Raw genomic sequence first — 15,373 nt, forward strand, 5'->3', positions numbered from 1 at the left:
AAAATTATGATAATCAGGATTTTGTATAAAATATTAACCGGTCCGATTATCTCTTATTTTCCATGAAAACTAACTGTTTTTTCGATAATATCTGTCACTCTTTATTGTTACTCATTTGTTACTTTGAGATCGTAACTATTTGTAAATCAAATAAAAATAACATTTCGGCCATGCAGCAAAGGTAAGGTATTTGATTTGGCGCAAGCCTCAAGCAAGTAAAAAGTAATTAATCAACAAAGCCTTTGTAAGGCTTGTTCCGCATCATCACCCAGGTTCTGTCGTACGATACCATGTAATGTATTTTTACTACAATAGCCATTATGAGGCCTAACTTTAAATAGCCGGTGCGGTACAAGGCAAAAACCGAGAGGGTGAACAGGCTCCATTCCAATATTAACCTGAGCATACCGGGAATTTCTACAGGGGCAGGTTTAGGATCATTGGCAATCCGGAAAATTCCCCACAGCGCAGCCGCCATCAGCGGGAAGCCAATTGCCGCAGCGTAGCCTAACCAGCCGGTAAATAAATGCAGGCCCCAGTTGCTTAATGCAGCTAACATGGCAACCTCCAATAAAAACCTTACAACCATGTTGATTGGATTGGTATTCATATAAAACTAATACGTTTTTGGCGCTTATGGTTTTAATTATTAATGTTTATTTAAATATCACCCTATAAAACAATCAATTATTAAGGTAATTTTGCGGCTATTATCAGGGTTGGTTTTATACGGATGAGATTTGTTGCTTTATGTTTTCTGCTTGTTTTAATTGGTTGTGCAACGGCGTTTGCGCAGCAGGATTCAACGGCAGTTAGCAGCAGCAGGGTTATCCAGCCAGGTATAAAGCCAGTTAGCACCGTCGCTGTTGATTCAGTCGAGATCGCTAAAGAAAGCCGGGAGCAATTTCAGGCCGATTCTATAGCTATGGGATACCTTATCCCTGATTCGCTGCGTGAAAACCAGTTTATGACACAGGTTTTCAAAAACAACATTGCCAAAATAAATTTCTTTATCAATAAGCCTTTAAAGCAAAGGTATGTAGCAAAGGGGCAGCTCCGTAACTACCGCGATCCGTGGTTGATCTTTGTAATACTCTGTTTGTTTGTTTATACAGCATTGCTCAATCTTTTTTTAGGGAACGATGTACGGAGTGTTATCCAGTCGTTTTATAATAAAAATGCGCTGTCACAAACCGATAAAGAAGGTGGCCTCATTAACTCATGGGCATTTATAGGTTTGTTTGTACTGTTTTGCTTTACCTTAGGCATAGTGTTATACCAGCTAACTATTTATTATAAGGTTGATTATAATATTGGCGGCTTCCAGCTTTTTATTTCATTATCAGTAATTATAGCAATGCTTTTTGCGCTTAAGTTTTTGATGCTTAAGTTTTTAGGTTTTGTTTTTGACATTAACCGAATGGTGAGCGAATATATATCCATATTAAACCTTACGTATTTTAATATGGCCTTTGTGCTGTTAGCTGTTGCCGCCTGTTTAAGCCTGATTGCTGCCCGTTTTGTACCCTTGTTACTGGCGTTTACTGTTATAGCTACTGTAGTAATATTTACGTGGCAATACCTGCGAAACAGCGTAAACGTTATTTCTAATATTCGATTTCATAAATTTTATTTATTTGTCTATCTTTGTGCCCTCGAAATTTGCCCCGTTTTAATTTTGATTAAGGCACTTAACATATAATTTAGGGAGTTACACGAATTGAACTTGGAAGAGAGAAAGAAAAAGGTAAAAAGCATTTTAGTTACTTTGCCAAAGCCTGAAAACGATAAAAATCCTTACGCCGAGCTTTCTAAAAAGCTTAATCTGAAGATTGACTTCCGGTCATTCATTCATGTTGAAGGTGTACCGGCTAAAGATTTCCGTAAGGAAAAGATCAATCTTGCTGATTTCACTGCTGTGATTTTTACAAGCCGTAACTCTGCTGACCATTTTTTCAGGATCTGCGAAGAAATGCGTTTTGATGTACCTGTTGAGATGAAATATTTCTGTCTTTCAGAAACCATTGCCCTTTATCTTCAAAAATATATTCAGTACCGTAAAAGAAAGATCTTTTTTGGTAAGCAAACCGCTTCGGATCTGGCTGAGGTATTGAAAAAACACTCAAGCGAGAAGTTTCTTTACCCATGCTCTGATGTAGCTGCCGAAGAAACACAGAAATTTTTGCTGGAGAATGGTTACAACTTTACGCCTGCGGTTCTTTTCCGTACCGTATGCAGTGACCTATCTGACCTGGCCGAAGTGTTTTACGATGTGATCGCATTTTTCAGCCCTTCGAGCATCCAGTCGCTTTATAAAAACTTTCCCGATTTTAAACAGAACAATACCCGTATTGCAGCCTTTGGTGCAACTACGCATAAAGCTGTTTTAGAGGCCGGGCTTATACTTGATATTCCTGCACCAACACCAGCAGCTCCGTCAATGACGATGGCTATTGACCAGTATTGCAAGCTGGTTAATAAATAAGCACACCCAACGTTGCTTTTTTTAATTTATTACACATAATAACTACATCATTTAGGCGTTATTATGCTTATTGTATAAATTAATTTTTTCTCTTAAGCTTACTGCTGCCCAGCAATTTATCCAACCTTTCTAAATAAATCCTTGAAATTTATTTAACTGTATTGCAACTATTTTTAGAAGTTTATCGTATAAGTGCAAAGTAATTAGCATAATTGTAGTGATAAATTAATGGCAATGTGCATTTACCGGTTTTTGGTTTATGTAATTTCAACTCAAAATAAGGCTGTTTTGACTAATAAAAAATGTTTTTTACAGATTTGTGAGTCAAATTTAATATATTCGGGGGTCACATGGTGTTATATTTATATAGCTAAATATTGATTTTAAGATGAAACAATTATACTTTTTAGTAGGGATTTTGGCAGTAGGGGTTTTAAGCAGCTGCAGTAAGGGGGGCGACAGGGGTGAACTGACGGGTGTCCGTGAGCGTTCATTCAGGGCAGAAGTGCCCTTCGGGATGGTTTATATCCCTGGTGGCTCTTTTTTAATGGGGCAAACAGATCAGGATGTTACCTTTTCGCAAATAGCACAAACCAAGCAGGTTACTGTTCCTCCATTTTTTATGGATCAAACAGAGATCACCAACAGCCAGTACCGCCAGTTTGTTAATTGGGTGCGCGATTCAATCGCCATCACCAATTATGTAGGCGATGATAAGTACTACTATAAACCGGGTAAAGGCGCTGCGCCAAATCCGGGTGGTAAAAAATATATCAACTGGGATTATGTAAAAAGATACCCGGTAATGAGCCCTAAAAAAGGCAATAACTCAAGTGCTGCAACAGCAAAGCTTCAAGGTATGTTTTACCAGGGCGATGACAGGGTGTTTGACCGTAACGAGCTTGATGTACGTATTTTAAAATATGCATTTGCTAAAATGGTTTTGCGTAACGCATCTGACTATAAAAACGACAGAACCAAAAGACGTTCGGATTTCATCCTGCGTGATACAGTGCCGGTTTATCCCGATACGCTGGTTTGGTTAAGTGATTTCTCTTATGCGGCCAATGAGCCAATGGTTGAAGGTTACTTTTCGCACCCTGCCTTCCGTAACTATCCGGTGGTAGGTGTTACCTGGCGCCAGTCACGTGCATTTACCGTATGGCGTACCCGTTACAACGAGGCTTATAAAGACAAAAGACATTTACCACACCGCGCCGATTATGAACTGCCTACAGAGGCTGAGTTTGAATATGCATCCCGCGGTGGTCGTATAGGTACTGATTACCCTTGGGGTGGTCCGTACATTAAAAATGCTAAAGGATGTTTACTGGCAAACTTTAAACCGGGCAGAGGTAACTATACTGATGACGGTGGTGCATATACAGTAAACGTTAAATCATATTTCCCTAATGATTATGGTTTGTACAACATGGCCGGAAACGTTGCTGAGTGGACTTCATCAGCATTTGACGAAGCTGCATCAACATTTGTACATGATTTGGCACCAACATTTAACTACGAAGCTAAAGCAAGTGATCCTGAAGTACTGAAACGTAAAGTTGTACGCGGCGGATCATGGAAAGATATTGGCTATTTTCTTCAAAACTCAACCCGTACTTACGAGTATCAGGACACTGCAAAATCTTACATCGGTTTCAGGTGCATAACCAAATATCTTGGTCGTGACTTAAGAGACAAACGATAAACACGCTAAAAAACAATAAAAACTATAATTAAATCTTTTTCAAATTACTATGGCTGGGAAGAAACAACCTTACGGAATTAACAATATTGTGTCATGGGGTGCTACAGTGGTTATTGTAGGACTGATGTTCAAAATATTACACTTACCAGGAGCAACCTGGTTTATTGCAGGCGGATTATCGGCGGAAGCTATCTTGTTTTTTCTGTTAGGATTTCAGAGAGATGAAAAGGAAATTGACTGGCGTCGTGCTTATCCTGAACTGGATGAGGATTATGACGGCGAATTACCAAAAGCATCAACAAAAAAAGCAATTGTACAGGGCGACAGTTTTTCAAATACTGCAGCTTTAGATGCTATGCTTGCCGAAGCTAAGATAGGTCCTGAACTGATTGGCAGCCTTGCAAATGGTTTAAGAACTTTTGGTGATAAAGTGAGTTCAATATCACGTGTTACTGATGCTGGCGATGCAACTATTGCTTTCACCAACAAAATTAAACAGGCAACTGCAAGTTATGATAACCTGAGCAATGCTTTTGAAAAAGCATCGGCTAACCTGTCTGAAATGGCCAATTCAAATGTTGATTCAAAATCATACCATGAGCAGATCAACAAAATGGCTAAAAATTTAACAGCCTTAAATGCTGTTTATGAGCTTGAGCTGCAGGATTCAAGCAACCACTTAAAATCAATGAACAAATTTTACCAGGATATGTCTGTAACCCTGAGCAATTTTACCGATTCGGCAAACGACTCGAAATTGTTTAAGGATGAGGTTAACCGCTTAGCTAAAAACTTGTCAACACTGAATTCTATCTATGGCAATATGCTATCAGCAATGAATCAGCCGCGTGTTAATTAAGCAGTATATTAAGGTTTTATTTAGTTAACAATATAACAACAAAAGACACATGGCTGGAGGTAAGCAAACCCCAAGACAACGAATGATGGGTATCCTGTACCTGGTACTATTGGGCCTTGTGGCGCTAAGTGTGCCAGACAGTTTATTGGATGCATTTAAAAATATAAAAAACAGTTTGGATACATCAAGCTCAAACGTTCAAAAAGGTATTGAAACCACCTATACAACTTTTGAGAACAGCAAACTGAAAGAGCAGCACGAAAGAGCACAGCCCATATATGATAAGGCTAAAAAGGCAAGCGCTGTTGCAAAGGCACTTAATGATTATATACAGGCTTTAAGAGATCAGTTGGTTGCAGAAGGCGGGGGTATTAACCCTAATACTAACGATGTGGAAGCAAGGGATAACCTTGATATTTCGCCACGTATAATGATCACCCAAAAGAAAGGTGATGAGTTAAGACAGAAAATAGAAGATACCCGTAGCCAGCTATTGGGTTTACTGACAGAGAAAGAAAAGCAAGGGGTTAATTTTTCGCTGAATGTTGATGTACCAACCTCAACTTCGGGCTTAAAAAAAACATGGGAAGATGCTTATTTTGGCGAAGGTATCCCATTGGGTGCAACGTTAACCACGCTTGCTAAAATCCAAACGGATACTAAAAATGCCGAAAGCGAAATTGTGAAAAAGATATTAGGCGAAGTTGACGTAGCGCAGGTTACTTTAGATCAGTTTGGCGCTGTTGCTGTAGCTCCAACAAGCTATGTAATTGCCGGCCAGCCTTACACTGCCGATATCTTCTTAACTGCTTACGATTCAAAATCTAACCCTACCATTACGGTAAATGGAAGTACCATTGGCGTAGCCGACGGGAAGGGTAAGTATACTGTTAATACTTCTAAAGAAGGTGTTTTCACTTATTCAGGTTCAATTTCAGTAAAAGGACCGGATGGTACTAAAACCTACTCTTTACCAACGCAAACTTACCAGGTATCAAGGCCATCGGCTGTAGTATCTCCTGATAAGATGAACGTTCTTTACATTGGTGTACCTAACCCGGTCTCAGTATCGGCACCCGGTATTTCAAAAGAGAACCTGCGTGTGAGTATGACAGGCGGAACCTTAAGCGGTTCGGGCGGTCATTACACCGTTACAGTAAGCCAATTAGGTGAGGCCACGATCAATGTATCGGGCGAATTAACCAAAGGTAAAGTAACTAACTTAGGCAGCTCATTGTTCCGTGTAAAACGTATCCCTGACCCTAAGGCACAGTTTGCCGGTAAAAGTGGCGGTAATACAAGTGCTGCTAACTTAAGGGCGCAGGACAGGGTTTTTGCCAAATTAGAAGGCTTTGATTTTGATGCTAAATTTAACGTTACCCGTTTTACTTTAATGGTAGCTAAGCCACGCCAGGATGTTGTGATATTATCAGCAACAGGCGGCGAATTATCAGGTGCTATGCGCTCATTAATGAATACTGTTACACCAGGTACAACTGTTGTTTTTAAAGATATTATTGCTGTTGGCCCTGACGGAACACAACGTGGACTTGACTCGATTGTATTAAGTGCTAATTAAAAGGATTATGAAAACAAGGATTTTAGTTGTTTTACTCTGCTTAGCCTGCATAACATCTTATGCACAGCGCCGCAAAAAAAAGAGTACAAAGAAACCTGCCAAAACAACGCAGCAAATACCTTATACAGCTACAAGTGCGCAGCCGTCAATTGATACTACAAAAAGGATAGCAAGGGCACCGTTAAAACCTTTTGACAGGCCATTGGATGGTTACTTTAAAAAGAACAATATTTTAAGTGCCAGGGTAACGCCTTATCCAAACCTGCGCGAATCGGACGTTGCGTTTGCTAAACGCATTTGGCGCGAAATTGACATCCGCGAAAAAATGAACCAGTTCCTGGCTTCGCCAAAACAACGTTTAATTGATGTTTTACTGAATGCAATTGATGCCGGTGAATTAACCGCTTATGAGCCTACACAAACCAAAGACGATCCGGGAGGCGATGGTTTTGCTATCCCTATGGCTGCCGGTGGTGCAAGGTCACGCATGGCTGATAGCAGCTTAGTTGATAAGTTTGATGCCAATGGTAACAAAATAGGATCAGTACTAAAAGCAGGTGAGTTTAATCCTGATAGTGTGGTGAAATTCCGTATTAAGGAAGACTGGATCTTTGACAGGCAGCGTTCTATATTTGAGCCCCGTATTATTGGTATTGCACCATTAGTAAAGGTTAAAATTGGTAACTCTGAAGATTATCAGCCGGCATTTTGGGTTTATTTCCCTGATGCAAGGCACATATTAGCTAATAAGGAAGTAGTAAGCCGTAACAGCGATGCTACCGGCTTAAGCTTTGATGATGTGTTTATGAAGCGCATATTTACAAGTTACATTGTAAAAGAATCGAACGATAAGGACGAACGTATTAAGGATTACGCCACAGGTATTGATAAGCTCTACGAGTCGGAGCGAATCAAAAAGGGCCTGATGGATTGGGAACTTAATTTGTGGCAATACTAATTAGTACAGCCCCTGAAAATATAAAAGCCCTGGTGATTAATTCATCAGGGCTTTTTTATTCGTGTTGGTTTTAGTTAAATCAAATCAGCTCCTTCAGGCTTTAGTCCTCAACGGCTAAAGTCTTTTCGCCAAAATAGGCCAGTATAGCTTTGGCTTGCTTGGTATTCACTACCTCCATTAGCTCGGTTTCTGTGGCTAACTTTACCTTTTTTACAGATTTAAAGTATTTGAGCAGTTTTTCGGACGTGGTTTTACCAATGCCATCAATAAGTTCCAACTCGGTAACCAAAGTCCCCTGATCGCGTTTTTTACGGTGAAAGGTGATGCCGAAACGGTGCGCTTCGTCGCGCAGCTGCTGAATAACTTTTAACGTTTCAGACTTTTTATCTAAATACAAGGGATACTGATCGCCGGGGTAGTAGAGTTCTTCCAGTCGCTTGGCTATACCAATTACGGTTACTTTTTTATCAATCCCCAATAATTTCAAGCTTTTTAATGCTGATGATAACTGGCCCTTGCCACCATCAATCACTATCAGCTGCGGCAGTTCGGTGCCTTCATCAAGCATACGGCGATAACGGCGGTGCACCGCTTCTTCCATCGTAGCAAAGTCATCAGGACCTACCACTGTTTTAACATTAAAGTGGCGGTAATCCTTCTTTGATGGTTTGGCATCCCTGAAAACCACGATGGCCGAAACCGGGTATTTACCCTGAAAGTTAGAGTTATCAAAACATTCAATATGGCGCGGCAGCTGGTTCATCCGCAAATCCTTCATCATTTGGGTTAGCAGGCGGTCAGTACGGATCTCCGGGTTTAGTTTTTCGTACTGATCTATCTTTTCCTTTTTAAAGAACATTACATTCTTTTGTGACAGATCGAGCAGTTTTCTTTTTTCACCAAGTTTAGGCACGGTGAATTTGATCGAGGCTTCATCCAGGTCAATATCAAAAGGTACGATGATCTCTTTCGAGTGGCTGTCATACCTGCTCCTGAACTCTATTATAGCCAGCGTTAAAAGCTCCTCATCGCTTTCGTCCAGCCGTTTTTTAAGCTCAATAGTTTGGGTTTGGATAATGGTGCCATTCATTACCTTCAAGTAGTTCACAAAGGCTATTTTCTCTTCGGATGCGATGCTGAAAACATCCACATCTGTAATAGATGAGTTTACAATGGTTGATTTGCTCTGGTAATTGTCCAGTAGCTCAAACTTACGTTTCAAACGGTGTGCCTGTTCATAGTTCATATCGCCCACGGCCTGTTCCATATCAGCACGCAGCTTACGCAGTACAACGCCTATTTTGCCATTTAATATATCAGATATTTCGGTGATGCTATTATTGTAATCATCTTCGGTCTGGTAGTTTTGGCATGGCCCTTTACAGTTACCCAACTGGTATTCAAGGCATACCTTAAACTTACCCTTATCAATATTTTGGCGGGTAAGTGCCAGGTTACAGGTGCGCAGGGGATAGGTTTCTTTGATCAGTCCTAAAATATTATGCATCATACTTACAGATGCATACGGGCCCAGGTATTTGGAACCATCGCGAACGATACGCCTTGTCCAGAAGATACGCGGGTAGTTTTCGTTTTTTATGATGATCCAGGGATAGGTTTTATCATCCTTTAACATCACATTGTATCGCGGCTGATGCTTCTTGATCATGCTATTTTCCAGCAGCCAGGCATCAACCTCGGTATCAACAATTGTAAAAGTTATGTTCCTGATCTTTGAAACCAGTACCCTGGTTTTGGCATTTACATTGGTATCTTTATTAAAATAGCTGGTTACCCGGTTACGCAGATCCTTAGCCTTACCAATATATATCAGTTCTTTCTCACTATCCCAAAATTGATAAACACCAGGTTTATGAGGCACGTTTTTTAATGCCGCCTTATAATCGAAATTGCTCATTAGTTCACTTGTTCAATAGTTCATTGGCCATTTATTTTGAGCTATTTGCATAATTCAAAAATAAATGACCTTAAACATAGTAGCCCTGCAGCTTTAGAATCCTAATTTTTTATCTACCTCGCCGGTTCCTTGTTGCTGCTGTTTGTAAGCGTTACAATCCAGCGTGATGCTTGTGCCATTTTTAGGGGCATCAAAATCAACGTTACGCTTAATGCCCAAGGAAGGGTTGTTATACACCTTTTGCATAAACAGCGCGAATATAGGTAAGGCCGTATTTGCACCCTCGCCAAGCCTTGTGGAGCGGAAGTGTATATCTCGGTCTTCGCAGCCTGTCCAAACGCCAGTTACTAATTGCGGGGTAATGCCCATAAACCAACCGTCGGAATTGTCCTGCGTGGTACCTGTTTTACCACCCACCGGGTTGCGGAACCCATAAGTGCGGATCAGCCTTGAACCGGTTCCATCCTCAATAACACCTTTAAGCATATAGGTCATTACATAGGCGGTTTGCGCATCCATGGCCTGTACTATTTTTGGGGTATGGGTATAAATTACGTTGCCGTTCTTATCTTCAATACGCAGTATATAGGTTGGCTCTGTCCAGGTGCCGTGATTTGCAAATACAGAATATGCCCCCGTCATGTCAAACACCGAAGCATTGAACGTCCCCAGGCATATTGATGGATATGGCGGTACCGGGCTGGTGATCCCCATTTTTTTGATGAGTTCCATAACCGGGATGGGTTTTACCTCGTTCATAATATAAGCAGCCACGTAATTTTGGGAGTATCCCAATGCTTTGCGTAAAGTGATGCTACCCTGCAGCCAGTCTGACGATGATTGTTTTGGCATCCAGGGATCTCCATAACCGGTTATGGTTACGGGCACATTGTCCACCTCCATACAAGGCGAATACCCGTTTTCAATAGCTACCGAATAAGTAAATGGCTTGGCGGTTGAGCCTACCTGCCGGGTACCCATTTTTACCTGGTCGTACTTAAAGTGTTCAAAGTTGGTGCCGCCTACCCATGCTTTAACATAACCCGTGGTTGGGTCCATACTCATCATGGCGTTGCGCAACATCATTTTGCTATAAACAATGGAGTCGATAGGCTTCATTACGGTATCAATCGTGCCTTTCCAGGTAAATAGCTCAAGGCTATCGGGCGTATCGAAGTTCTGTCTGATCTCATCTTCCGATTTTCCCTGCAATTCCAGTTCCTTGTACCTGTCTGACCGGTACATGCCCTGGTCAAGCAGCAGCTTAAAGTTTTTAATGGTTTTCCACCTGCTTACACCGCGCCATTGGTCATTAAATTGTACTTGCAGTTTGCGCATATATTCCTGCTGTGCCTCTTCGGCATATTGCTGCATGGTGGCATCAATGGTGGTGTATATTTTTAAACCATCGCGGTCAAGATCATAAGGTGTACCGTCAGATTTGGTAATGTTCTGATCCTTGAATATTTTTTGAACCTCTTGTTTCAGTATCGCCCTGAAATAAGGTGCAGGCCCGTCATTGTGACTGATCGGGTTAAAACTAAGGTTAAGCGGCTTTTGTTTAAACTCGGCTAATTGGCCCTCGCTTAAAAACTTTTGCTTGGTCATCAACTCTAAAATAAGGTTGCGGCGGCTTAAAGCCCTGTCGGGATGCCTGATAGGCGAGTAATAACCCGGGCCTTTAACCATACCTATTAATAGGGCAGCCTGATCAGGTGTTAACTTATCAGGCGTAACATTAAAGTAAGTGCGCGCAGCTGATTTGATGCCGAAGGTATTATAAGCACCAAAATCAACCGTATTAAGGTACATGGTTAAAATCTCCTGCTTGGTGTAGCGGCGTTCAAGCTGTACGGCTATTATCCATTCCTTTAGTTTTTGGGTGAAACGGAAAAAAGGATTGCGTGCAACCTCGCCCGAAAACAGATTTTTGGCTAATTGCTGGGTAATGGTACTGCCACCTTGTTTTTTGGTAACAATATTTAAAAATACAATGCTGATGACACGTTGAAAATCAATGCCGGAGTGTTCGTAAAAGCGGGAGTCTTCGGTAGCTACCAATGCATTTACCACGTTTGGCGATAACTGCGAATAATTTACGCTCGACCGGTTTTGTACATAATAAGTACCCAAAACTGTTTTATCGGCAGCTAAAACCTCGGATGCCTGGTTACTTTTAGGATTTTCAATAGCCCTGAAGGTTGGCAGCGGCCCGAATAAGCCGAAATATGTAACTACAAGCAGTAAAATAAAAAGCATTAAACCACTGATAACGGTTTTCCATATATACCAGTTGTATCTTCTTATATCCTGCGGAGCGAGTTTAATGATCATTTGGTCAATAATTTTTTTGGTAATAGTCTATATAGCTATCCAATGTTTTTCTGTCGGCTAATTTATCCAGATTTTCCTGTGTTATGATAAAAAAGCTGTATTTATCCTTTGGCACCTTCATAATATCGGGCATTATAGGGATAATTTGCCTGGCATATTTCTTAACATCCTCTAAAGATGCAAATTTACCAACATATATTAATTGAGCATCATCGCCAATAGGTTTCACCAAATGCCTGATGCCTTTACCCGCATAATTGGCCCTATCAAATTGCCCGATACCAAAACGTGATGATGCTAAATTAGTTGTAGCCGTACTTACATTCACAATAAAATAGTAATTGGTACTATCCCGTAAGGAGAATATAGAACTGATGATCTCCGTTTTTTTTATAGTTACCGTACTTAAGTTACTGCTGATGGTTGGCTGTGCCGGAGCATTTGCCGTAAGTGTTTGAGCCGATATTGGTGCCTGTACAGGTGCCGGAGTTGGCACTACAGGTTGTGGCACCTGTGGCTTAACCTCGGGCTTGGGTGCGTTTTCAAAAGGCTGTACATTTTTATGGTAAGCAGTTTGTTTCTTTAAGGCCGAAGTAAGGGTAAAGGGGATCTCCTGCGGATTATCATCGGCTAATACTACAGGGCGGCTTTGCATTTCGGTTTCGTTGGCGCTGATAAAGGCTAAATGCTGATTTACCAGGGGCGTTACTAATTTATCAAGCGGAAATAGTTTTACTATCTGCTGCAGGCTATCCTTAAATGGAGTTACCTTTTCATTATGACCCTCGGCAATGGTTTTAAGGTAGTATAACTGTGCCGAGTATTTGTTACGCGGATACTGCTTTAATAATGCAGGCACTTCGGTAATTACCTCTGTGTACTTTTTATGGGTGTATAAGTCAAATACCTTGTTATAGGCATTGGTAAACTGGTTATCCTCATTGTCTAACTTTTTGGTGTAGTCGGGGTCAATAATTACTTTGGCAAAAGGTGTTTCCGGATATTCCTTTATTAGCCTGTTTTTATACATTTCAGATTTTGCCAAATCAATATCGCTGTATAAACGGTACAGGTTATAATATATAGCCGGTTTGTTAGGATCATCGGGGAAACGGCGCAATACGGTTTCGTAGGTTGCAATCGCTTCTTTTTTATCGCTTAAAACATCCCGGTAAAAATTAGCCAGATCAATATAGGCATTATAAATGCGCAGGTTTGATTGCGAAAGCTGCTGCGGCGTAAGTGGCAGGTCTTTTAAAAGCGCAGCCCTATAGTTGCCCGCCTTAACAGTTGTTTTTCCTGGCGATGGCTCACCGAAGGGATCTACAGAATCAGAAGTGGGTATCTCCGTTGTTGCGTTGTTTGATCGTGTACTTAGCCGCCAGTTATCTGTAAGCTTACGGTTGCCCCAAACCCGTTTAAAATCATTATACCCCTGGCTAACGGCATTTGAATTGTAAAAATAGAAGGAGCTGCCGCCGCTGCCCTGGTTTACCTGCGTACTGGCAGCATTGGCGGGTGCATTGGCAATGGCGGCATTAGCTGTGGCTTGTTGCTGTAAAATCTGGTCGTTCACCATCCTGTCAATTACGGCAAGGCGGGTAGTTTCGTCCATTTTAGCAAGGGCCTGCAGGGTATCTTCGCGGGTAATCATCTGCATTCGGTCGGCAAGTACCTGTAAGTTGTTCCCCTTTTTTTGAATGGCCTTATAGCCAGGGTAATTGATAGGCAGGGTAGTTAGCGTACTGTCGTAATATTTTTTGGATCCTAAATAATCGGCTTTGTTTTTAAAATATACCTCGGCCAGGCGCAGGTACGACAAGCCCTTTTGATTCTGATTTTTTAAACTGCTCCTTACCGAAAGCTTATAATTTTTAATAGCACCATCAATATTTTTATTGGCTAACTGCAATTCGGCTACATGGTAATAGATCTGATCTTTAAACTCCTTGTTGTTGGGGTTGCGCAATAAGCTCAGCAGCCTTTCTGTTTTGCTAAGTTTAATACCTTCCTTAATATCCTCAATACGGATGCGGTTTAGGCTGGCATTAAAAGCCATCTCGAAAGATGCGTTGCTTTTTACAATTTTAGTATAGCTGATAATAGCGTCGTTGTTTTTTTTGTTGAGCTCCTGCAGCTGGCCCAATATAAAGGTAAGGCGCAGCCTTTTTTCCTGGCCGCTTACATATTTAAGGGCTTGTATGGCCATTTCTTCGCCATCGGCATAATCCTGGGTGTTTATATCATATTGCAGCTTGGCGGCATACACATCGGCAGTAATGTTTTCTTTAGGGTTGATGTTTTGTATAGCCGTATCCAAAGCCTGTTTGGCCTGCTTCAATTGGTCGAGGTACAGTAAAGAGCGCGCCTGCCAAACCAGGGCGTCTTGTTTCAGGTCTTCCCTTTTCGGAAAAGAACGGATAACATAGCCGCAATACTCATTGGCATTAAAATAATTACCTTCCAGGTAATAGGCTTTGCCCAAAACAAGGTAAGCGTCGCCTAAATAATGGCTTTGCTCTTTAATGTTGATGATCTTGTTGGCTTTTAGTATGGCCTCTTCTAAATCTTTATCAGGCGTGGCGGTTTGAGCGATGGTATCGGGGTAAACACTTAATACTTCGTTATAATTATCAATAAAGGCAGCGGCATAAGCTTCCTGTTTTTGCCGTAATATTTCTTTGGCATTAAACAGGATATTATAATGCGCCGTAAGATTTTGCATGTTGCGGTTAAACCCGCTTTGTTTTTCGAGTGAACAGCCTGCCATGATAACTATCAATGCAGGCAGCAAATACTTAAAGGATTTTAATACAGGTAATTTGTAAACTCGCTTCAATGTAAACGATGGTTGTAAAAAGCCTTGCTAATTTACTAACAATTATGCCAATAGGATTAATAAATTTGCAGATGGAAAAAAACGGGCAAAACGACAATAAGGATGAGGGAGTTAGCAGCATAGCTAAATTCTCGGGCATAGCCTTCCAGATGATTGCGGTAATTGGCATATTTACTTATGCCGGTTATAAAATAGATCAGGCACAAAATAATACCACCAAATGGTTTACAGCTGCATTATCGCTTATTGGCGTATTTGTATCATTATATATTATTATTAAATCACTAAAAAATTGAAAACTTATAAACCTGTTATTTCCTTTTTAATATTTACTCTGCTGCTGGCCGTGCCGCCAGTGCTGTTAAAGTATTTTTACAACGGTTATTTGCTGGTTAAAGGCTTTTGGCCTATGTTTTTATTCCTGTCGGTTTTAACATTCATCGTTGTAATGTTTGTTTTAATTATCCAGCAAAAAAATAATGAGATGTATGCCGCCGCCTTTTTAGGCGCAACAACTTTCAAAATGCTTGCTTGTTTAGTTTTTGTACTGGTTTTTATCAAAAAAAATCATCCCGAAAAGCTGTTTTTTGTGGCCGATTTTATGTATTTATATTTCTTAAATACGGTCTTTGAAATCTACGGTTTGTTACGTAACTTGCGCAACCAAAATTTAAAGTAAAAAGTTCATTTTAA

The 15,373-nt window shown here is 40.8% G+C and carries 12 protein-coding genes; 8 read left to right on the plus strand and 4 right to left on the minus strand.

Going from position 1 to position 15,373, the window contains the following annotated elements; translation table 11 throughout:
• Positions 1–226: 226 nt before the first annotated feature.
• Positions 227–610, minus strand: a complete 384-nt coding sequence (locus ACQY4U_RS05955; RefSeq protein WP_428328477.1) for a YrdB family protein — start codon at positions 608–610, stop codon at positions 227–229.
• 123 nt (positions 611–733) lie between these two features.
• Between ACQY4U_RS05955 and ACQY4U_RS05960 the strand changes: the two genes are divergently transcribed.
• The 6 genes from ACQY4U_RS05960 to gldN all read left to right on the plus strand — a co-directional run bounded on the left by ACQY4U_RS05960 (position 734) and on the right by gldN (position 7,589).
• Positions 734–1,702: a DUF4271 domain-containing protein gene (locus ACQY4U_RS05960; RefSeq protein ID WP_428328478.1), complete on the plus strand. Its 969-nt coding sequence runs from the start codon at positions 734–736 to the stop codon at positions 1,700–1,702.
• Positions 1,703–1,726: 24 nt separating this feature from the next.
• A complete protein-coding gene (locus ACQY4U_RS05965) occupies positions 1,727–2,485 on the plus strand; it encodes a uroporphyrinogen-III synthase (protein ID WP_428328479.1) in 759 nt (252 codons plus the stop codon).
• A 388-nt stretch (positions 2,486–2,873) separates the two neighbouring features.
• Complete coding sequence (locus ACQY4U_RS05970) at positions 2,874–4,193, plus strand: SUMF1/EgtB/PvdO family nonheme iron enzyme (RefSeq protein ID WP_428328480.1); 1,320 nt, start codon at positions 2,874–2,876, stop codon at positions 4,191–4,193.
• Between the two features lie 49 nt (positions 4,194–4,242).
• Positions 4,243–5,052, plus strand: a complete 810-nt coding sequence (gene gldL / locus ACQY4U_RS05975) for a gliding motility protein GldL (RefSeq protein ID WP_428328481.1) — start codon at positions 4,243–4,245, stop codon at positions 5,050–5,052.
• 49 nt (positions 5,053–5,101) lie between these two features.
• Entirely contained in the window at positions 5,102–6,631 is a 1,530-nt protein-coding gene (gene gldM, locus ACQY4U_RS05980; protein ID WP_428328482.1) for a gliding motility protein GldM, read from the plus strand.
• Between the two features lie 7 nt (positions 6,632–6,638).
• The gene (gene gldN, locus ACQY4U_RS05985) at positions 6,639–7,589 is read left to right on the plus strand and encodes a gliding motility protein GldN (RefSeq protein WP_428328483.1); all 951 of its coding nucleotides are present in this window, start codon (positions 6,639–6,641) and stop codon (positions 7,587–7,589) included.
• 100 nt (positions 7,590–7,689) lie between these two features.
• Here the strand turns inward: gldN and uvrC are convergent, their stop codons facing one another.
• The 3 genes from uvrC to ACQY4U_RS06000 form a co-directional block, all read right to left on the minus strand.
• Positions 7,690–9,507 (minus strand): excinuclease ABC subunit UvrC, encoded by a 1,818-nt coding sequence (gene uvrC, locus ACQY4U_RS05990; protein ID WP_428328484.1) that lies wholly within the window; start codon positions 9,505–9,507, stop codon positions 7,690–7,692.
• A 93-nt stretch (positions 9,508–9,600) separates the two neighbouring features.
• Positions 9,601–11,841 carry a penicillin-binding protein 1A gene (locus ACQY4U_RS05995; protein WP_428328485.1) on the minus strand — a complete coding sequence of 747 codons (2,241 nt, stop codon included), beginning with the start codon at positions 11,839–11,841 and terminating at the stop codon, positions 9,601–9,603.
• Positions 11,842–11,845: 4 nt separating this feature from the next.
• Positions 11,846–14,680, minus strand: coding sequence for a tetratricopeptide repeat protein (locus ACQY4U_RS06000; RefSeq protein ID WP_428328486.1), 2,835 nt, complete (start codon positions 14,678–14,680; stop codon positions 11,846–11,848).
• A 71-nt stretch (positions 14,681–14,751) separates the two neighbouring features.
• On the opposite strand from ACQY4U_RS06000, the gene ACQY4U_RS06005 reads away from it, so the two are divergent.
• Together ACQY4U_RS06005 and ACQY4U_RS06010 are read left to right on the plus strand one after the other, a co-directional pair.
• Complete coding sequence (locus ACQY4U_RS06005; RefSeq protein ID WP_428328487.1) at positions 14,752–14,976, plus strand: AtpZ/AtpI family protein; 225 nt, start codon at positions 14,752–14,754, stop codon at positions 14,974–14,976.
• Positions 14,973–15,359, plus strand: a complete 387-nt coding sequence (locus ACQY4U_RS06010) for a hypothetical protein (protein ID WP_428328488.1) — start codon at positions 14,973–14,975, stop codon at positions 15,357–15,359. Before ACQY4U_RS06005 ends, ACQY4U_RS06010 begins: the two co-directional genes overlap by 4 nt.
• The last annotated feature ends 14 nt before the right edge of the window (positions 15,360–15,373 follow it).

Source organism: Mucilaginibacter sp. (assembly GCF_965277465.1).
Lineage (GTDB): Bacteria > Bacteroidota > Bacteroidia > Sphingobacteriales > Sphingobacteriaceae > Mucilaginibacter.